Genomic DNA, 18,203 nt, shown 5'->3' with positions numbered 1-18,203 from the left:
ATCACCATCGGATGAGTTTGAGCGGTCAGGCCGAGATATCGACAACGCCGCAATCGCCTGCTTCCGAGCCAAAGGCGAGCAGCTTGCCGTTCTTGCTCCAGCTCATCGCGGTGATAGCGCCCTTGCCGGGGCGGCGGATCAGCGCCTCTTTACTGTCTGCAATCCGCACGGCAAGGATCATGCCGTCGATGAAACCGATTGCAAGGATGTCCTCAGCCGGATGGAACTTGACCGCGGTCGCCATGATGTTGGCGCGCGTGCCGAGCTCCAGCGGCGCCTTGCCCATCGGACCGTCCTTGCCCTGGAAGGGCCAGACGATCGCTGCTGGCGCGCCAGATGAGGCGAGCCACTTGCCCTTGGCGGACCAGGAGAGCGACTTCACCTTGGCCGGATAACCGGTCATGCGCATGTGACGCGCCTCAGCCCCCGGCTTGGCGTCAAGCTTCCAGCCGTGCAGGGCGTTTTCCTGCATGGTGGTCACGAGGAAGTTGCCGTCGGGCGAGAATGTGACACCCGTATGCGCGCCCTTCCATTCCAGATCGACCGGCTTTGCGTTCATGCCAACCCAGTGCAGCGATACTCCGTTGTAGCGCGCTGCAGCGATGCGCATGCCTTTCGGTGCAAAGGCAAGGCCTTCGACCGTCCGCTCCTCGGTGAATTCCTTGATGTCGCCATTCGAAAGACGAATGAAGGCGCTCTTTCCATAGGCATAGGCGACGGCACCGTGCGGGCCGGCCGCCACCTGCGAAATCCATTTGCGCGGCGCGTTAGCGATCTCGCTGACGCCGGCGTCGGCCGCAATGCGCAACACCTTGCCATCTTCACCGCCGGAAATCAGGCTTTCGCTATAGGGATCGCGGATGCAGGTGAGCATGCCGTGATGGGCTTCGCAAACCTTCTCGCCGCCATCCAGCCGGTGAAGCGTGCCGGCGGCATTGGCGAAGAAGGGGACATCACCTAAAAATTCGACGGCCAGAATGTGGCCGTCGAGATCAAGCGGGGCAACTGTTGGCATCAGGCCGCGGCCTCGCATGCCTTGAAGGAAGCTTCGAGCTTTTCGCGGTCGAGTTCGCGGCCGATGAAGACGAGCCGCGTCTCATGCTTCTCGCCATCCTTCCAGGGACGCTGGTGGTCGCCCTCGACGATCATGTGCACGCCCTGGACGACATAACGCTCGGCATCGTCCTTGAAGGCGATGATGCCTTTAAGGCGCAGGATGTTCGGACCCTGCGTCTGGGTGATTTTCTGGATCCAGGGGAAGAAGCGCTCGGGGTTCATCTCGCCGCCGCGCAGCGACACCGACTGCACCGTCACGTCGTGGATCGGCGACACCGCGCCGTGGTGATGATGGCCGTGGTCGTGATCATGGTGGTGGTGATCATGGTCGTGATCATGCGCATGGTGATGGTGGTCGTGATCGCAATCCGGGCCACAGACGTGATCGTCGTGATCCTGCTCCAGGAAGTGCGGGTCGTTTTCCAGCGCGCGTTCAAGGTTGAAAGCGCCCTGATCAAGCACGCGGGCGAGATCGACGCCGGAGCGGCTCGTCTTGTAGACGCGAGCCGACGGGTTGATGGCCCGGACGATATCCTCGATCTGCGCCAGTTCTTCCGGCGAGACGAGATCAGTCTTGTTGATGAGGACGACGTCGGCAAATGCAATCTGGTCTTCGGCCTCGCGGCTGTCCTTCAGGCGCAGCGGCAGGTGCTTGGCATCGACAAGGGCGACGACGGCGTCGAGCTCCGTCTTGGCGCGCACGTCGTCATCCATGAAGAAGGTCTGGGCGACCGGCACCGGATCGGCAAGTCCGGTCGTCTCGACGATGATGCCGTCGAAGCGTCCGGGGCGGCGCATCAGGCCCTCGACGACGCGGATCAGGTCGCCGCGCACGGTACAGCAGACGCAGCCGTTGTTCATCTCGTAGATTTCCTCGTCCGACTCGACAATCAGGTCGTTGTCGATACCGATCTCGCCGAATTCGTTGACGATGACCGCGTATTTCTTGCCGTGGTTTTCGGACAGGATGCGGTTAAGCAGCGTCGTCTTGCCGGCGCCGAGATAGCCGGTGAGCACGGTGACGGGGATGGGCTTCTGCTGAGTTGAAATTGCGTCGGTCATGAGAACCTCGAAGAATGGGCTTGCCGCCGAGGGGGCTCTAACGGTCGGTTCCATATAAGGATTTGGACGCGTCAGTTCAAAGGTTTTATAATGTTATAAGATCACATTGTTTTCGGATCGCTCTATTTGAGATCGGATGTGTCAAACGCATCCACATCCTGCAGCAGATCGATCAGCCCCTTAACCGCATGGCCGACCAGCGCTTCGCCTTTCTCGAGCGTTGCGGCAGCGGCGTTTCCGGCCGCGCCTTTGACGTTCAGGTCGAGCATCTTCCAGCCGAAGGCGTGCGGCCCGTAGGCCCGTAGATGCTTGAAGCGCCTGGAAAATTCCAGCTGCCTTGAAGCGAAGTTCTCAGCCTTGGACATGGCGACCCTACCGGGATGCAGCGCCAGCATGACCGAGGTTTCGATATCGCCGCCGTGGATGTCGATCGCCTTGTTTTCAGCTGAAATCACCTCTTCCGGCACGCCGAAACGGGTCCAGCTGGTCGCAACGGCCAGCATGTTGAACTTCACCCGCGCTTCGGTTGCGACGATTGTCATCAGCGGTGAATTTCCGCCGTGGGCGTTCAACATCACCAGTTTGCGGCAGCCGAGATCGCGCAGCATTCCGGCAATTGCGAGCCAGCGGTGGATCGCTTCGCTGTAGGTCAGCGTCTTCGTACCTACGACATCCATGTGTTCGATCGAGTAGCCGACCGGTTCTGTGGGCAGGAAAGTGACCGGCAATGTTGAGGGGAGGGCAGCCTTTAGCCTTTCGACGATGCCTTCGGCAATCAGCGTATCGGTTTCGAAGGGAAGGTGCGGGCCGTGCTGCTCATGCGCGCCAAGCGGCAGAACCGCGATCCAGTTCCGGCGATCTTCGGCCGAAAGGGCGGCATCGTTGTCTGCGAAGTTCCGGGCAGGCGCTGTCATCCGGTTTCAATGCCCCTTGTTTATGACGTGAACCTGCGCAATGTCATAACGCAGCGTTGTCACGGCTTAAAGATCAAAGGGATGGCGATGGGGAAGAAGCACAAAGACGGCAAGAAAAACAAGTCCAGGAAAAAGGACCAGACCGAATATACGCTTGCCGATCTTTCGCCGGCTTTGACGCAGGCTGCGCGGTCGATGCGCACGGTCCTCTCCCGCAGTCTGCTTGAAAGCGGCCTTTACGCCGGCCAGGACGGCGTCATTCTTTCGCTTGCCGAAACCGACGGGATGACGGCAGGCGGCCTTGCTCAGAAACTCGGCGTCAAGGCACCAACGATGACTCGCACCATCGGCCGCATGGAAGCCCAGGGCTTCCTGGAGCGCAAGCCGGATGCGGAAGATGCGCGGCTGACGAAGGTCTACCTCACCGAACTCGGGCGCGGCAGCGTAAAGGCGATCGAGATGGCGGGGTCGGCCTGCGATCGGACGGCTACGCTTGATTTTTCGGAGAAAGAAATCCGCAACCTCGTGCGCCTTCTAAAGGCGATCGACAACAATCTCCAGGCAGAAGCAATGCCGTTCGAAGAACCCGACGAAATTTGACGGTCGAGCAAAATTCGGTTTGCCTCTCCGCGTTTAATCTTTTAATTAAACATTTTAAGGGGCGCTCTTTTTCCGGTTCCGCGATGCGCTCCACCATCTCGCGCGTTGCCTGGGGAGGATGCGTGGCTCAAAAGATCAAACTTTCGACAATTGCCGAAACACTCGGCATTTCAACGGCAACGGTATCGCTAGCCTTACGCGACAGCCCGCTCGTTGCGGGCAATACGCGGGAAAAGATCAAGGAACAGGCGCGCGCGCTCGGCTATATCTACAACCGCCGGGCCGCAAGCCTGCGTACGTCTCGCTCGGGCATCGTCGGCGTCGTCGTGCACGACATCATGAACCCGTTTTACGGGGAAATCCTGAAGGCGATCGAGAGCGAGCTCGATCGCAGCCGTCATACCTTCATCCTGTCCAACCACTACGATTCGGTCGAGAAGCAGCGCACCTTCATCGAGACGCTGCTGCAGCTCGGCGGCGATGGCGTCATCATGTCGCCCGCAATCGGCACGCCGCCGGAGGATATGCAGCTTGCCGAGGCCAACGGAATGCCGGCGATCCTTGTCGCGCGCTCGATGGAGGGGATGGACCTGCCGACCTATCGCGGTGACGACAGCTACGGCATCTCGCTTGCCACCAATCACCTGATCGGGCTCGGCCACCGCTCAATCGCCATGATCGGGGGAACGGATCAGACCTCGACCGGTCGCGACCGCTATCAGGGCTATGTCAATGCGCTGCGCAAGGCGGAGATCGAAGTCGATCCCAACCTGCGCATTCCCGGTCCGCGCTCGATGCAGGGCGGGTTCGAGGCGGCCGTGCATTTCCTGTCGCTGCCGCAAAAGCCGTCGGCCGCCGTCTGCTGGAACGATCTCGTTGCCATCGGGCTCATGAACGGCATTGCCCGTGCCGGTCTTGTGCCAGGCAAGGACATCTCGGTTACCGGCTATGACGATCTCGAGGAAGCCTCGCTCTCGACACCGGCGCTGACGACGGTCTGGAATGGGCAGGCTGAAGTCGGCCGCCTTGCCGCCCGGGCGCTTCTCGATCGCTTGGCCGGCAGTCACGAGCCGGACGGCATCCACCTGATCAAACCCGAGATGCGCATCCGCCAGTCGACAAGCCCTTACAGACCCCGCCAGTAAGACAAGAGGAAAAGCCATGTCCCGCATCGCCATTCTCGTTCCCGGGAAGATACACGAGCGTGTTCTTGCGACCTTGAAGGACCGTTTCGAAGTTGTCGCCGTCGAAAAAAGCGAGACGTTGGAACTCGACGCCGAAACCGCAAACCGCATTCGCGGCGCGGCCGTCAGCGGCGCGTTTCCCGGCAGGTGGATGGATCAGCTGCCGAGCCTTGAGGTGATCGCGAGCTTCGGCGTCGGCTATGACGCCGTGGACGTCAAGCATGCTGCGGAAAAAGGACTGGTCGTCACCAACACACCGGATGTTTTGAACGACGAGGTCGCCGATACGGCGATCGGCCTGCTGCTCAACACCGTCCGCGAACTGCCGCGGGCGGAGAACTGGCTGCGTGAGGGCCACTGGACGCCGGGTTCGGCCTATCCATTATCGCGCTTTTCCTTAAAAGGACGGCATGTCGGTCTCTACGGCCTCGGCCGCATCGGCCAAGAGATCGCCAAGCGCCTCGAACCGTTCAAGGTGAAAATCAGCTATCACACACGCACGATCCATCCAGATATCGCCTATGATTATCACCCGACGCTGAAAGGTCTCGCCGACGCTGTCGATACGTTGATGGCAATCGTTCCGAAGACGCCTCACACCCACAAGACGATCGATGCGGAGATCCTTTCTGCGCTCGGCCCTGACGGCATTTTGATCAATGTCGGCCGAGGCTGGACGGTGGACGAAGCAGCGCTGGTTTGGGCGCTGAAGAGCGGCGCACTCGGCGCTGCGGGCCTTGATGTCTTCTACGGCGAGCCGGTGGTCCCGGCCGAACTCTTCAGCTTGCCGAATGCGGTGCTGCTGCCGCACGTCGCCTCCGCCTCGATCCCGACGCGCAACGCGATGGCCGATCTTGTCGCCGGCAATCTGATCGAATGGTTCGAGAAGGGCAGGCCGCTAACCGCGGTGCCGGAGACGCCTTCGGCAAGGTAGGGGCTCAGTCAACGATGCGCCGCGCCATAACGACATCATCGATTTCCTCGCCGTCGTGAATAATTCCGCCGGGAATTCGCCCGACTTGGCTGAAGCCCTCGCGCTCGTAGAAGCGGATCGCGGGCGGGTTCTGCGCGCTTACGGCCAGCTCCAGCTGTCTGATGCCGACCTCTCGAGCGTGCCCGGTCAGTCGTTCCAGTAGTGCTGAAGCGGCGCCCAAACCGCGAAAGCTCTTATGCACGTAAACCATAATAATCGTGGCACGGTGGGCCATCTTGCTCGATTGCTGCCGCATCAAGCCCATCATGCCAACCGGTTTTTCTCGGTGGAATGCGACGAACACTGCATTGTTCGTGAGGCGGTGATGCCATTCATCGTGTGTTAGGCTCTCCCAATCGGCGGCGGTGCTCGCATAGGCCGCGGGTTCGGTCTGCAGCGCCTCCAAGCGGATTTGCCGAAAAGCCTCAATTTCCTCGGGACCGAGGAGCCGTATATTGATCTGCCCACCGTGAGCCACTGTCGATACCTGTCGTTCTGTGGTGCAACCGGAGCGCCTAAGCCTTAACCTTCATGGAGACATTCTTAGTCGCCGCATATTCCCTTGCCGCATCTCCGAAGGCCGCAAAGATCTGGTTCGAGGGCTTGTCGGTTTCGGCCCAGTATTCCGGATGCCACTGCACGCCGACGGCAAAAGCTTTGGCGTCGATGACGGAAACGGCTTCGATCGTCCCGTCTTCGGCGATCGCCTCCACCTGTAGGCGAGGCGCCGTCTTGGCGATTGCCTGACGGTGCAGCGAGTTCACCAGGACTTCGCCCGGACCGATGATGCGGGCGATGCAGGAGCCTTCCTTGACGAAAACGCTCTGGCGGATAGCATACATTCCGTCGCGATCGACATCGGCTGGCTTTCTGTGGTCCCAGATGCCCTCCTGCTCGTGGATTTCACTGGCAAGGGAACCGCCGAGCGCGACGTTCAGCTCCTGTATGCCGCGGCAGATCGCCAGCAGCGGGATGGCTCGATCGATTGCACGGCGGATGAGGGGTATGGCCGTTGCGTCACGCGCGGGGTCGAAGGGGCCATCGCTCTCGCGAGCTTCGGCAGCGTAGAGCGATGGGTGGACGTTGCTCGCCGAGCCCGAAACCAGCAGTCCATCCACTCGGTCAAGGATTGCGTCCGTGTCATAACCTTTTTCGAAGGCAGGAATGATGAAGGCCATGACGCCCGCAGCGTTCAGCGCCGCGCGTACATATTGATGCTGGACGGCATGCCAGTCGGCGCCATCGAGGGTGCGGGTATCGGCAGGAACGGCGACGATCGGCTTCATCATTTTTGGTCCGGAAAGCTCTCGATTTTTCTATTGTGAAAACCGAGATCGGCTTGAAAGTCAACTTCTCGGCGCAATGGCGGGCCAAATTGCGGCGATCTGCGCCATTCAAGCATAGAGGGCTTGCTAAACTGCTGATTTTTGATGGAAACACGTCGTTCGCCAAATTGCTGCCGTGATGCCAAAGTCTGATCGACTAAAGCTTGAAACACACGCGGCCGCATGCTTAGCTCGCCTCCATTGCTGCGGGCAGGGATGAAATTGTCCGCGCATGCCATCTATACGGGAGGTTTTTGATGGATCGTCGTTCGTTTATTAAGAAGGCTGGAACTGCGGGGGCAGGTGCGGTTGCGGCAAGCGCACTCGCCGCGCCGGCGATCGCGCAGGAGAATCCGAAAATTTCGTGGCGCATGACCTCTTCGTTCCCGAAGAGCCTGGACACGATCTTTGGCGGTGCGGAAGATATCGCCAAGCAAGTCGCCGACGCGACCGACGGTGCCTTCAAGATCCAGCCTTTCGCAGCCGGTGAAATCGTGCCCGGCCTGCAGGCGGCCGACGCCGTGAGCTCGGGTACCGTTGAATGCTGCCACACCTGCTCGTACTATTTCGTCGGCAAGGATCCGACCTATGCAATCGGCACGGCCATTCCCTTCGGCCTCAACGCCCGTCTCACCAACGCCTGGTTCTTCGAGGGCAATGGCATCAACCTGATGAACGAATTTTATGCCACGCAGGGCATATTCGGTCTACCGGCCGGCAATACCGGCGTCCAGATGGGTGGCTGGTTCCGCAAGGAAATCAATACGCTGGACGACCTCAAGGGCGTCAAGATGCGTATCGCCGGTCTTGCCGGGCGCGTCATGGAAAAGCTCGGCGTCATCCCGCAGCAGATTGCCGGTGGTGACATCTATCCGGCGCTCGAAAAGGGCACGATCGACGCGTCCGAGTGGGTCGGTCCCTATGACGACTTGAAGCTCGGCCTGCACAAAGTCGCCAAGTACTACTACTATCCGGGCTTCTGGGAAGGCGGTCCGGCGATCCACGCTTTCTTCAATCTCGAAAAGTGGAACAGCCTGCCGAAGCACTACCAGACGATCCTCGCCGACGCCTGCACCTATTCCAATACCAGGATGATGGCGAAATACGATATGAAGAACCCTTCAGCGCTGAAGCAGCTCGTCGCCGAAGGTGCGACGCTGCGTCCCTTCAGCCAGGAAATTCTGGAAGCCGCGTTCCAGGCTTCAACCGGTCTCTATGGCGAGCTCTCGGCTTCGAACCCATCTTTCAAGAAGATCTATGACGACCAGACCGCATTCAAGCGCGATGCTTACCTCTGGATGCAGCTTTCGGAATATACGTTTGACACATTCATGATGATCCAGCAGCGATCGGGCAAGCTCTAGGCGGGTTGGAACCCGTCTGCGCGTTCATCGCATCGCCAACAGAAGCCCCGGATGGAAATCCGGGGCTTCTTCATTTGCATTCAATTGATCTTTGGAGGTTGGCTGAGATCGGGTGGCGGTGCTGGTTGTGCCGGATTGGCCGGCGCGGGCGTCGCAGGGGCTGGCTGCTGACCGGGCAGACCGTTCAGTGGCGGCAGGGTGAGACCCGGGATCTGTGGTGCACTGCCGCCGCCGCCAGGCGTGGGCGGCAGTGAGAGCTGGATTGCCGCCGAAGCCGGGTATTTCGATCTTGATCGTGTTGAGGTCGACGGCCGGACCCTTGTTCAGCCAGTAGGTCACGGATTGCGGCCAGAAGATCACGATCGCGACGAGGATGAGCTGCATGACGACCCATGGGATCGCGCCCATGTAGATATCCCGTGTCTTCACGTCACGGCTGGCGATGGAACGCAGATAGAACAGCGCGAAGCCGAAGGGCGGGTGCATGAAGCTCGTCTGCATGTTCACGCAGATAAGCACGCCAAACCAGATCAGATCGATACCGAGCGCCGAAGCGACGGGTGCCAGCATCGGAATGACGATGAAGGCGATTTCGAAGAAATCGAGGAAGAAGGCGAGGACGAAGATGAAGAGGTTGACGAAGATCAGGAAGCCGACCGGACCGCCCGGGATGCCGGACAGCATGTGCTCGATCCAACGCGAACCATCCATGCCCTGAAAGACGAGGCTGAAGCAAGTCGAGCCGATCAGGATCATCACCACCATCGAGGTGATGTGCATCGTCGATGTCATGGCTTCGCGGACCAGCGGCCAGGTCAGGCGGCGGTGGAGCGCTGCAAGCACGATCGCGCCCACGACGCCGAGGGCGCCGGCTTCCGTTGGCGTCGCAAGCCCCATGAAGATCGTGCCGAGCACGAGGAAGATGAGGATAATGGAAGGCACCATGCCGGCCAGCACCTTCATCAGCAGTGCCCAGTTGAACTCGCCGCGCACCTCCTTGGGCAGCGGCGGCATCAAGCCTGGCCGGAAGATGGACAGGAACAGGATGAAGCCAAGGAAGATTGCGACCTGCAGGATCGAAGGGCCGATGGCGCCGAGATACATGTCCCCGACTGATCTGCCGAGCTGGTCGGCGAGAACGACGAGCACGAGGGAGGGCGGGATGACCTGGGTGATCGTGCCCGACGCGGCGATGACACCGGTCGCCAGCCGCGGATTGTAGCCGTAGCGCAGCATGATCGGCAGCGAGATCACGCCCATGGTGATGACCGATGCCGCGACCGTGCCGGTGATGGCGCCGAGAACAGCGCCGACAAGGATGACGGCGTAGGCGAGACCGCCAGGAACGGCGCCGAAGAGCTTGCCGGTTCCCTCGAGAAGATCCTCCGCAAGGCCACACCTTTCCAGAATGGCGCCCATGAAGGTGAAGAAGGGTATGGCGAGCAGCAGGTCGTTGGAAACGATGCCGAACACGCGAAGGGGCAGGGCCTGCAGGAAGGCCTCGCTGAAATGGCCGGTTGCTATGCCGATGACCCCGAAGAAAAGGCCGACGGAGGCGAGCGAAAAGGCGACCGGAAAGCCGTAGAGCATGAAGATGACCATGCCCAGAAACATCGCCGGCGGAATGATACCGAAGTCAAACAAGTCCGTTCCTCCCGGAGAGCTTTATTGCAGGGGCTTTTCGTATTTCGTTTCGAGCTGGATGTAGCCGCGCACCGCGGCGATCCTCTTGATGAGTTCCGAAATGCCCTGCAGCACCAGGAGTGCGAAACCTGCGAAAAGAATAAGCTTGACCGGCCAGCGGATGAGCCCTCCGGCATTGGCGGATACCTCGCCCTGCTGGAAGGCGATCACGAAATAGGGCCAGCACAGGAAAGCCAGGAAGGAGCAGGCCGGGATCAGGAAGACGATCAAACCGATGATATCGATCCAGATTCTGGCCTTGTCGGAAACCGATCCGTAGATTAGGTCGACGCGCACGTGCTCATTGTTGCGTAGCGTATGAGCCGCCCCGAGCACGACGACGTAGGCAAAGAGATACCATTAAATCTCCAGCCAACCATTCGAGCTGTAATTGAAGAGATAGCGGACGATTGCATTGCCGGCGCTGATGAGGCAGCACAAAAGCACCATGTAATCCGCGATTTTCCCTATGAATTGGCTGATGCTGTCGATCAGCCGGCTGACGCTTAGAAACGCCGGCATGCCTTTCCCCTTACTCTGCCTTTGCGGCAAGTTCTCACTTTTGAAATTTGTGTAAACTACGGTTTCCGAAATTGAAAGAATAAACGGCCGTATAGGATTTTAGTCGTAGACTTTGGATGCGGCAGTTTAGATGCTGGCTGTACAACCAGCAACTTACGCGCGGATCATTTTTCCATGAACTTCACTTCATAGCTGTGAAATTCGCCATTAATCTTGAAATTCTCTCTTGGGTTTTAGAAAAAACAACCAAATAGATAGGGTCAAGGCAATCAATTTTTAAAAGGTTCCCCGTATCATCCCGGCGCACAGGGAAAGTATGGATGAAACCACATAACCCGAACAGGGTCCCTATCGACGTGTATCTGTCGTTTGTGAGTTCTCTTTCGGGGAACCGCATGACGCTGCTCGCCGGCGTCATCGTGCATGTCGCGACTTTCCTGGCGGTTGCAGCCAAAACACAGTCTTCCATCTATGTGCTGCTGTCGGCTGCCGCCCTCCTGGTCTTTTGCGTCCGCATGATCACCTTCCGGCGGTTCGATCGCGTGGAAAAAGAGAAACTGTCGCGCGCCGGCATCGAGCGCTGGGAGCGTGTTCTCGTTGCTGGTGCTGCCTGCACTACAGCCATCCTCGGCATCGGCAGCGGCTATGCCATCTTCGTCGTGCATGATTCCTTCGCGGAGCTTGCCTGCATTTCCGTCACCATGGCGACCATGGTTTCCGTCGTCGGCCGCAACTACGGCTCGCGGCTGGCAGTTGACCTGCAGACTTTTTCTTGCTGCCTGCCGATGATCGTGTGCAGCCTGATGGCGTTGGATTTCTATCGCGGCATCCTCTCCATCTTCCTTATTCCCTTCTGGCTGACGACGCGGGCGATGGCGAACGGCGTGCGCGAGTTCCTTTATGAGAATGTCATCGCTCACAGGCAGATCTCGCTGATTGCCGATCGTTTCGATACCGCGCTCAACAATATGCCCCACGGTCTCGTGATGGTCGATCCGTCGAACCGTATCCAGGTGATCAACCGGAAGGCCTGCGAGCTTCTCAAGATCGGCGATCCGGACCGGTTGAAGGATCGCGACCTCGGTGCCGTCCTGCGTTACGGCGCGCGCTACAGCTTCATGGATGCCTCGCAACCGGAATTGATCCTGCGGCAGCTGACACAGGTTGCCGAGGAGGGCCTATCGCGCACCCTGATCCATTTTCCTGAAAGCCTATCGCTGGAATTTTCCGCGAAGCGTCGTGCCGACGGCGGCGCCGTTCTGATCTTCGAGGACGTGTCGAGCCGCGTGAAGGCGGAGCAGAAGATCCTGCATATGGTCCGCTTCGATGCTCTGACCGGTTTGCCGAACCGAGAATATTTCGGTCATCTCGTAAAGGAATATATCGAGCGCCACCCAAAAAGGCGCGGGCCGCTTGGTTTCATGGTCCTCGACATCGACGAGTTCAAGCACGTTAACGACATGCGCGGCCACATCACCGGCGATCACCTGCTCTGCGCGATCGCGGCGCGGATCAAGGACGAAGCAGGCAATGCCATCATCGGCCGCCTCATGGGCGACCAGTTCGTCATCTTCTTCCCGCATGCCAAGAACAACGAAGCGCTCGATGCCGAAATCCGCCGGATGCATGCCGACATTCAGGGCAATTATGAAGTGGATGAGGTCACCTTCCTGGTGTCGCTCAGCGCTGGCTACGCGATCCTGGAAAGCAATGCATTTGCAATGGAGGAGTGGAGCATCAAAGCGGACCTCGCCCTCTTTGAAAGCAAGTCACGACTGCGCGGCGGCATCACCGGCTTCGAACACGAAATGGATGGCCGCTACATCGAGCAGCAGAAGCTGAAAGCGGACTTGCGCGAAGCGGTGGCTGCGGGCGCGCTCAGCGTCGCGTTTCAACCGATGTTCAAAGCCGATGGGACACGCATCGAATGCGCCGAGGCGCTGGCGCGCTGGGTCCACCCGGAAAAAGGCGCCATTCCGCCGGACGTTTTCATCCACCTCGCCGAAGAGATGGGCATCATATCGGACATTACGCGGTTCATCCTTTTCAAGGCCTGCAGCGAATGCATGACCTGGCCCGACCACATCGCGATATCGGTCAATCTCTCGGCGCGCGACCTGCGTGACAACGATATACTCGCCGTCGTTTCGGAAGCGCTTTCAACATCCGGCCTCAAGGCGTCGCGGCTGCATCTGGAAATTACAGAAAGTTGTCTCATCGACGAGCCTGCGGCGGTGCGCGCCATCCTCGCGGAATTGCGCTCCCACGGCATCACCATAGCGATCGATGACTTCGGCACGGGCTTCTCCAGCCTTAGCTATCTCGACACGTTGCCGCTCGATATCGTCAAGATCGATCGCTCCTTCGTTCGCAATATCGCGGAAGACACGCGCCGTCTGAAGCTTTTGTGCGGTACTGTCAATCTCGCCCGCGAGCTCGGTCTCAAGATCGTCATCGAGGGTGTGGAAACTGTTGAGCAACTGGCATTGCTCAACAAGCATCGCAGCGCGGATCTCGTGCAGGGCTATGTCTTTTCTCCGCCGGTCCCCTCAAAGGAGATCGGCATCCTTTCGCAAGCACTCAGCCGTCGCGTCACCCAGCGCCGCCGCAGCAAGGTCGCCTGAGCCCGGATTGCCGCCTCGCAACAAGAACCCAGTTATTCGGGTCTGTTAACCTTAATAATTCAAATACGTCGGAAACTTTTGATACTTCTTGCTCTTTGCGCCCCCAGATATGATTAATGGCCCGTTAACGGCGGGAACATCAATGGCGTCAATCCCTTTGAATACAAGTGACTTTTCAAGAAAGCTTCTCGAAATTCTGGACCATGTCGAATATCGCCGCATCGAAAGCAGCGAGGACATGGAGGATGTCGAACGGTTGCGCTGGAAGGCCTACAAGGCCCATGATGTGCTGGCGCTCGCCCCAAAAGGGCTGTTGGACGATACCGACTTCGATAGCCATGCTTATGTCTTCGGTCTCTACTATTACGGCGAACTGGTCAGCACGGTCCGACTTCACTATGTAACGCCGGACCATCGCGTCAGCCAGTCCGCCGGCGCCTTTCCCGAGGCGATCGATTCGCTTCTGGATGCAGGGCTGACCCTGATCGATCCGGCGCGCTTTGCGGCCGATCCGGAACTGACCGCCGACCTGTCGTGGATTCCCTACCTGACGCTGAGGCCAAGCATCGTTGCGGCGGCGCATTTCCGTGCCGACCGCGTTCTTCAGTTTTGCCGGCCCCCGCATGCCGCTTTCTACAAGCGGGTCTTCTATGCAGATACCATCGTGCCCGGCCGGCTGGCGAAGAATTACGGAATCGACATGACGCTGATGGCGACGAATGTGATCGAGGTTGGCCGAAAGCTTCTGACGCGCTATCCCTTCTTTATTTCCAGCGCCAGCGAACAACGCATGATGTTTTCCCGCGGCCCCGACAGCAGGCTGCCATCGCTCACCATCATCCCAACCGCTCGCTTCGTGCCGGAAGGCCAGTTCGGCACCGATCTGCCGCTCTGAAGCCGCGCTCATGAAATGCCGCAGAGCGTACCGGCTGCGGCATTCTCATGCATTGCGCTTTTCCCAGGCTTTGTGTAAGCCCTGAATGGGATCATGGCATTCAGGGAGACGATATTTCATGGCCGAAGAACACAACGGACCCGTCGAAGTCGGCGCGCCGATGGACTACAAAGAACATGAACAAACCTACAATCTGTTCATTTCGGCTGCGAAATACGGCTCGATGTTCCTCATTGCCCTGCTGCTTGGCATGACGGCCGGTTTTTTCACCAGCAGCGGCTTTCTCGGCGGCCTCCTAGTTTTTCTCATCATCTTCGTTGCCGGCATCGTCCTGCTGCGCTGACCTGCAGCAGGCAAGCAGCGGCATTTCCGAATTTTTGAATAGGTGCTTGGCCTGAGCGGTGAGCCGCGGTGGTTTGGCTGACCCGGAGGAGGGGGCAGTTGGGCAGTATCGTTTTCATTACAAAAGAATCGATCGGTTCCGAGACACGCGTTGCGGCGTCTGCCGAAACTGTGAAGAAGATGAGGAACCTCGGCTTCGACACCGTGGTCGAGGCAGGTGCTGGCGTTTTGTCGCGCATGCCGGACAGCGAATTTGAGGCTGCAGGGGCGCGGATCGGCTCGGCTGGCGATGCGGCAACCGCGGATGTGGTGCTCAAAGTGCGCCGCCCGACGGAGGCGGAGATTGCCGGCTACAAGAGCGGCGCGGTCGTCATCGCGATCATGGATCCTTACGGAAACGATGAGGCGATTGCGGCGATGGCGAAGGCAGGGCTTTCAGCCTTCGCGATGGAACTGATGCCGCGCATTACGCGCGCCCAGTCCATGGATGTTCTTTCCTCACAGGCAAATCTCGCCGGCTATCAGGCTGTCATTGAAGCGGCGTCCGTCTATGATCGCGCCCTGCCGATGATGATGACGGCCGCCGGCACCGTTCCGGCCGCCAAGGTCTTCGTGATGGGTGCAGGCGTGGCAGGCCTCCAGGCGATTGCGACGGCGCGCCGCCTCGGCGCTGCGGTCTCGGCCACCGACGTTCGCCCCGCCGCCAAGGAACAGGTCGCCTCGCTCGGCGCCAAGTTCATCGCCGTTGAAGACGAGGAGTTCAAGGCAGCGGAGACGGCGGGCGGCTACGCCAAGGAAATGTCCAAGGAATACCAGGCGAAGCAGGCAGCTCTCGTTGCCGAGCATATCGCCAAGCAGGACATCGTCATCACCACGGCACTGATCCCCGGACGCCGTGCGCCGAAGCTGGTATCGCGCCAGATGCTGGCTTCGATGAAGCCCGGCGCCGTTGCCGTCGACCTTGCGGTCGAGCGTGGCGGCAATATCGAGGGCGTGGTTGCAGACGAGGTCGTCGATGTCGAAGACGTCAAGGTGATCGGTTTCGCCAACCTGCCGGGCCGGGTCGCCGCCAGCGCTTCGGCGCTCTATGCCAAGAACCTCGTCACCTTCCTCGAGACGATGCTCAACAAGGAGACGAAGAGCGTCGTCCTCAACCTCGACGACGAACTCATCAAAGCGACCATGCTGACCTATGCAGGCGATGTCGTGCATCCGGCATTCGGCGGGACGAAGAAGGGGATAGCTGATGGCCAGTGAAGCAATGGAAAAGGCGCTGGAGCAGCTTGACCAGGCGGTCAACGCAGTCGTGGCGGCGGCCGCGCAGGCACCGGAAGCGGCAAGTGCGGCAACGGGCGGGGCGATCGATCCCTTCATTTTCCAGTTCGCGATCTTCGTGCTGGCGATCTTCGTCGGTTATTACGTCGTCTGGTCGGTGACGCCGGCGCTGCATACGCCGCTGATGGCCGTCACCAACGCCATCTCTTCAGTCATCGTCGTCGGCGCGCTGCTTGCCGTCGGCATTTCGGCAAGCGGGCTTGCGACCGGTTTCGGCTTCGTCGCGCTCGTTCTCGTCTCGGTCAACATCTTCGGCGGTTTCCTCGTCACGCAGCGCATGCTGGCGATGTACCGCAAGAAGGACAAGTGAGGCCGGACGAATGACCAATCTCGCAGCTTTCCTCTATCTCGTCTCCGGCGTGCTTTTCATCCTGGCACTGCGCGGCCTCTCCCATCCGGCCACCAGCCGCAAGGGCAATCTCTACGGCATGATCGGCATGGGGATGGCGATCCTCACGACGCTGGTGCTGGCAACGCCTTCTTTTGCCGGCTTCGTGCTGATCGTGCTCGGACTGGCGATCGGCGGCGGGGCGGGCGCCTATATCGCCCGCGTCATCCCGATGACCTCGATGCCGCAACTGGTGGCGGGCTTCCACTCGTTGGTCGGCCTTGCCGCCGTGCTGGTTGCTGCGTCTGCGCTTTATACACCGGCCTCCTTCGGCATCGGCGATATCGGCTCGATCCATGGCGAGGCGCGTATCGAGATGGCGATCGGCGCTGCGATCGGGGCGCTTACCTTTACCGGCTCGATCATCGCTTTTCTGAAGCTTGACGGGCGCATGTCCGGCAAGCCGATCCTGCTTCCCTTCCGGCATATCATCAACATCGCGCTTTTGGTGCTGATCGTCTTCTTCATCGTCGGGCTTGCGGCAACCGAAAGCCATTTCGATTTCTGGGCGGTCGTGGCGCTTTCGCTGGCGCTCGGCGTGCTGCTGATCGTGCCGATCGGGGGCGCCGACATGCCGGTCGTCGTCTCCATGCTGAACTCCTATTCGGGGTGGGCGGCAGCCGGTATCGGTTTCACGCTCGGCAATCTCGCTCTGATCATCACCGGCGCGCTGGTCGGCTCTTCGGGTGCGATCCTGTCCTACATCATGTGCAAGGGCATGAACCGCTCGTTCATATCCGTCATTCTCGGCGGCTTCGGTGGCGAGACCTCTGCAGGGGCTGCGGACAATTCCGACAAGACCGTCAAGCTCGGCTCGGCAGAGGATGCCGCCTATCTGATGGCGAACGCTTCCAAGGTCATTATCGTGCCGGGCTACGGCATGGCGGTTGCCCAGGCGCAGCACGCGCTTCGCGAGCTGGCCGACAATCTCAAGAAGGCCGGCGTCGAGGTCAAATACGCAATTCATCCGGTCGCCGGCCGCATGCCCGGCCACATGAACGTGCTGCTGGCCGAAGCGAACGTGCCTTATGACGAGGTCTTCGAACTCGAAGACATCAACTCCGACTTCGGCCAAGCCGATGTCGCTTATGTCATCGGTGCCAACGACGTCACCAATCCAGCGGCGCGCGATGACAAGACCTCGCCGATCTACGGCATGCCGATCCTCGACGTCGACAAGGCCAAGACCTGCCTCTTCGTCAAGCGTTCGCTCGGCTCCGGCTATGCCGGCATCGACAATACGCTGTTCTACAAGGATGGCACGATGATGCTGCTCGGCGATGCAAAGAAGGTCACCGAGGAGATCAACAAAGCGATCGGCCACTGAGCCAAGGCCCGGCTCCGAGCCGGGCTTTTATTGTAAGCGATGCCAGCCGAAGAAAAAGGCCCGCCTAAGCGAGCCTTTTCCATCTCCGCCAACCTTTGTCAGGTAGCAGCGGGCGCCAGCGTCATTTTCTCCACGCCGATCGCGAGATTGAGTCCCTCCTGGGCCTGAACATTCAGCGGCTGCAGCATGAAAGCCTTGTTGGTGCCACCGGCGATTACCTTGGCACCGGCACCTGCGCCAAGGCTGGCATCGGCGCCGATCCCGTAGTATTCACCGGCAAGTGCAAATTCCGGAATGTTTGTGCCGGTCTTGGCAAGAACCTGCCAGATCATAACGCTTTTGCCGGTCTCGCCGATATCCAGGCCAAATTTCTCGATCTTGCCGGCATAGACGGCTTTCGGGCCGCCTCCGGCAGGCGTGTAGGTGCAGATCAGATTCTTCTGCGAAGTGATAATCAGCCCCTGACCGCCTTCCGATCCGCAGACCAGACGGCCGACGCTGATATAGTTTGCAGCGCCTGCCGGGCTTGCAAAGACTGCTGCCGCCGCCGTTGCTGCGATCATCATGTGCTTGAACATGGCCGTTCTCCTTTCGGATGACCTATCGGAA

17 protein-coding genes and 2 pseudogenes are annotated in these 18,203 nt (G+C 59.6%); 10 read left to right on the top strand and 9 right to left on the bottom strand.

The genetic code is table 11. The annotated features are described in order from the left end of the window. Positions 1-25: 25 nt before the first annotated feature. The 3 genes from ACW4PC_RS11300 to ACW4PC_RS11290 all read right to left on the bottom strand — a co-directional run bounded on the left by ACW4PC_RS11300 (position 26) and on the right by ACW4PC_RS11290 (position 3,032). A complete protein-coding gene (locus tag ACW4PC_RS11300) occupies positions 26-1,015 on the bottom strand; it encodes a WD40 repeat domain-containing protein (RefSeq protein WP_455873881.1) in 990 nt (329 codons plus the stop codon). After that, entirely contained in the window at positions 1,015-2,118 is a 1,104-nt protein-coding gene (locus ACW4PC_RS11295; protein ID WP_239596891.1) for a CobW family GTP-binding protein, read from the bottom strand. Before ACW4PC_RS11295 ends, ACW4PC_RS11300 begins: the two co-directional genes overlap by 1 nt. Positions 2,119-2,240: 122 nt before the next feature. After that, positions 2,241-3,032, bottom strand: coding sequence for a creatininase family protein (locus ACW4PC_RS11290; RefSeq protein WP_455873880.1), 792 nt, complete (start codon positions 3,030-3,032; stop codon positions 2,241-2,243). Between the two features lie 81 nt (positions 3,033-3,113). Between ACW4PC_RS11290 and ACW4PC_RS11285 the strand changes: the two genes are divergently transcribed. The 3 genes from ACW4PC_RS11285 (at position 3,114) to ACW4PC_RS11275 (ending at position 5,750) form a co-directional block, all read left to right on the top strand. Further along, positions 3,114-3,632 (top strand): MarR family winged helix-turn-helix transcriptional regulator, encoded by a 519-nt coding sequence (locus ACW4PC_RS11285; RefSeq protein WP_455873879.1) that lies wholly within the window; start codon positions 3,114-3,116, stop codon positions 3,630-3,632. Between the two features lie 122 nt (positions 3,633-3,754). Beyond that, positions 3,755-4,777 carry a LacI family DNA-binding transcriptional regulator gene (locus ACW4PC_RS11280; RefSeq protein WP_022715909.1) on the top strand — a complete coding sequence of 341 codons (1,023 nt, stop codon included), beginning with the start codon at positions 3,755-3,757 and terminating at the stop codon, positions 4,775-4,777. A gap of 16 nt (positions 4,778-4,793) precedes the next feature. Beyond that, the gene (locus ACW4PC_RS11275; protein ID WP_455873878.1) at positions 4,794-5,750 is read left to right on the top strand and encodes a 2-hydroxyacid dehydrogenase; all 957 of its coding nucleotides are present in this window, start codon (positions 4,794-4,796) and stop codon (positions 5,748-5,750) included. A gap of 4 nt (positions 5,751-5,754) precedes the next feature. Here the strand turns inward: ACW4PC_RS11275 and ACW4PC_RS11270 are convergent, their stop codons facing one another. From ACW4PC_RS11270 to ACW4PC_RS11260, 3 genes are read right to left on the bottom strand one after another with little or no spacing between them, the layout of a single operon-like run. Next, a complete protein-coding gene (locus ACW4PC_RS11270) occupies positions 5,755-6,267 on the bottom strand; it encodes an N-acetyltransferase family protein (protein ID WP_455873877.1) in 513 nt (170 codons plus the stop codon). A 37-nt stretch (positions 6,268-6,304) separates the two neighbouring features. After that, on the bottom strand, positions 6,305-7,078 hold the full coding sequence (locus ACW4PC_RS11265; protein WP_283069588.1) for a gamma-glutamyl-gamma-aminobutyrate hydrolase family protein: 774 nt from the start codon (positions 7,076-7,078) through the stop codon (positions 6,305-6,307). Continuing rightward, complete coding sequence (locus tag ACW4PC_RS11260; RefSeq protein WP_455873876.1) at positions 7,075-7,299, bottom strand: hypothetical protein; 225 nt, start codon at positions 7,297-7,299, stop codon at positions 7,075-7,077. The genes ACW4PC_RS11265 and ACW4PC_RS11260 overlap by 4 nt, the downstream gene beginning before the upstream one ends. 72 nt (positions 7,300-7,371) lie before the next feature. Here ACW4PC_RS11260 and ACW4PC_RS11255 point away from each other — a divergent pair, with 72 nt between their 5' ends. Beyond that, on the top strand, positions 7,372-8,478 hold the full coding sequence (locus tag ACW4PC_RS11255; protein WP_455873875.1) for a TRAP transporter substrate-binding protein: 1,107 nt from the start codon (positions 7,372-7,374) through the stop codon (positions 8,476-8,478). Between the two features lie 80 nt (positions 8,479-8,558). On the opposite strand, the pseudogene ACW4PC_RS11250 reads toward ACW4PC_RS11255, so the two are convergent. Both ACW4PC_RS11250 and ACW4PC_RS11245 read right to left on the bottom strand, forming a co-directional pair. Then, positions 8,559-10,122, bottom strand: a pseudogene (locus tag ACW4PC_RS11250) (TRAP transporter large permease). Between the two features lie 21 nt (positions 10,123-10,143). Beyond that, positions 10,144-10,683 (bottom strand): annotated as a pseudogene (locus ACW4PC_RS11245) (TRAP transporter small permease subunit). A gap of 320 nt (positions 10,684-11,003) precedes the next feature. Between ACW4PC_RS11245 and ACW4PC_RS11240 the strand changes: the two are divergent. The 6 genes from ACW4PC_RS11240 to ACW4PC_RS11215 all read left to right on the top strand — a co-directional run bounded on the left by ACW4PC_RS11240 (position 11,004) and on the right by ACW4PC_RS11215 (position 17,594). Further along, positions 11,004-13,307: a putative bifunctional diguanylate cyclase/phosphodiesterase gene (locus tag ACW4PC_RS11240; RefSeq protein WP_455873874.1), complete on the top strand. Its 2,304-nt coding sequence runs from the start codon at positions 11,004-11,006 to the stop codon at positions 13,305-13,307. Between the two features lie 142 nt (positions 13,308-13,449). After that, on the top strand, positions 13,450-14,202 hold the full coding sequence (locus ACW4PC_RS11235; RefSeq protein WP_455873873.1) for an N-acyl amino acid synthase FeeM domain-containing protein: 753 nt from the start codon (positions 13,450-13,452) through the stop codon (positions 14,200-14,202). 118 nt (positions 14,203-14,320) lie between these two features. Beyond that, positions 14,321-14,545, top strand: coding sequence for an aa3-type cytochrome c oxidase subunit IV (locus ACW4PC_RS11230; RefSeq protein ID WP_455873872.1), 225 nt, complete (start codon positions 14,321-14,323; stop codon positions 14,543-14,545). A 98-nt stretch (positions 14,546-14,643) separates the two neighbouring features. Then, entirely contained in the window at positions 14,644-15,801 is a 1,158-nt protein-coding gene (locus ACW4PC_RS11225) for a Re/Si-specific NAD(P)(+) transhydrogenase subunit alpha (RefSeq protein ID WP_455873871.1), read from the top strand. Further along, positions 15,791-16,189, top strand: coding sequence for a proton-translocating transhydrogenase family protein (locus ACW4PC_RS11220; RefSeq protein ID WP_455873870.1), 399 nt, complete (start codon positions 15,791-15,793; stop codon positions 16,187-16,189). The genes ACW4PC_RS11225 and ACW4PC_RS11220 overlap by 11 nt, the downstream gene beginning before the upstream one ends. Before the next feature lie 10 nt (positions 16,190-16,199). Continuing rightward, a complete protein-coding gene (locus ACW4PC_RS11215; RefSeq protein WP_455873869.1) occupies positions 16,200-17,594 on the top strand; it encodes an NAD(P)(+) transhydrogenase (Re/Si-specific) subunit beta in 1,395 nt (464 codons plus the stop codon). 98 nt (positions 17,595-17,692) lie between these two features. Here the strand turns inward: ACW4PC_RS11215 and ACW4PC_RS11210 are convergent, their stop codons facing one another. Further along, the gene (locus ACW4PC_RS11210; RefSeq protein ID WP_455873868.1) at positions 17,693-18,172 is read right to left on the bottom strand and encodes a DUF992 domain-containing protein; all 480 of its coding nucleotides are present in this window, start codon (positions 18,170-18,172) and stop codon (positions 17,693-17,695) included. Between the last annotated feature and the right edge of the window lie 31 nt (positions 18,173-18,203).

The sequence above is a fragment of the Rhizobium yanglingense genome, from assembly GCF_977109285.1.
The sequence above is the reverse complement of the archived record's forward strand: the minus strand, read 5'-3'. Positions and strand labels throughout refer to the sequence as shown.

Excerpts from the sequence above, each read along its gene's own strand:
- ACW4PC_RS11300 (WP_455873881.1), bottom strand. The coding sequence starts at position 1,015 with ATGCCAACAGTTGCCCCGCTTGATCTCGACGGCCACATTCTGGCCGTC.
- ACW4PC_RS11295 (WP_239596891.1), bottom strand. The coding sequence starts at position 2,118 with ATGACCGACGCAATTTCAACTCAGCAGAAGCCCATCCCCGTCACCGTG.
- ACW4PC_RS11290 (WP_455873880.1), bottom strand. The coding sequence starts at position 3,032 with ATGACAGCGCCTGCCCGGAACTTCGCAGACAACGATGCCGCCCTTTCG.
- ACW4PC_RS11285 (WP_455873879.1), top strand. The coding sequence starts at position 3,114 with ATGGCGATGGGGAAGAAGCACAAAGACGGCAAGAAAAACAAGTCCAGG.
- ACW4PC_RS11275 (WP_455873878.1), top strand. The coding sequence starts at position 4,794 with ATGTCCCGCATCGCCATTCTCGTTCCCGGGAAGATACACGAGCGTGTT.
- ACW4PC_RS11265 (WP_283069588.1), bottom strand. The coding sequence starts at position 7,078 with ATGATGAAGCCGATCGTCGCCGTTCCTGCCGATACCCGCACCCTCGAT.
- ACW4PC_RS11260 (WP_455873876.1), bottom strand. The coding sequence starts at position 7,299 with ATGCGGCCGCGTGTGTTTCAAGCTTTAGTCGATCAGACTTTGGCATCA.
- ACW4PC_RS11255 (WP_455873875.1), top strand. The coding sequence starts at position 7,372 with ATGGATCGTCGTTCGTTTATTAAGAAGGCTGGAACTGCGGGGGCAGGT.
- ACW4PC_RS11240 (WP_455873874.1), top strand. The coding sequence starts at position 11,004 with ATGAAACCACATAACCCGAACAGGGTCCCTATCGACGTGTATCTGTCG.
- ACW4PC_RS11235 (WP_455873873.1), top strand. The coding sequence starts at position 13,450 with ATGGCGTCAATCCCTTTGAATACAAGTGACTTTTCAAGAAAGCTTCTC.
- ACW4PC_RS11230 (WP_455873872.1), top strand. The coding sequence starts at position 14,321 with ATGGCCGAAGAACACAACGGACCCGTCGAAGTCGGCGCGCCGATGGAC.
- ACW4PC_RS11220 (WP_455873870.1), top strand. The coding sequence starts at position 15,791 with ATGGCCAGTGAAGCAATGGAAAAGGCGCTGGAGCAGCTTGACCAGGCG.
- ACW4PC_RS11215 (WP_455873869.1), top strand. The coding sequence starts at position 16,200 with ATGACCAATCTCGCAGCTTTCCTCTATCTCGTCTCCGGCGTGCTTTTC.
- ACW4PC_RS11210 (WP_455873868.1), bottom strand. The coding sequence starts at position 18,172 with ATGTTCAAGCACATGATGATCGCAGCAACGGCGGCGGCAGCAGTCTTT.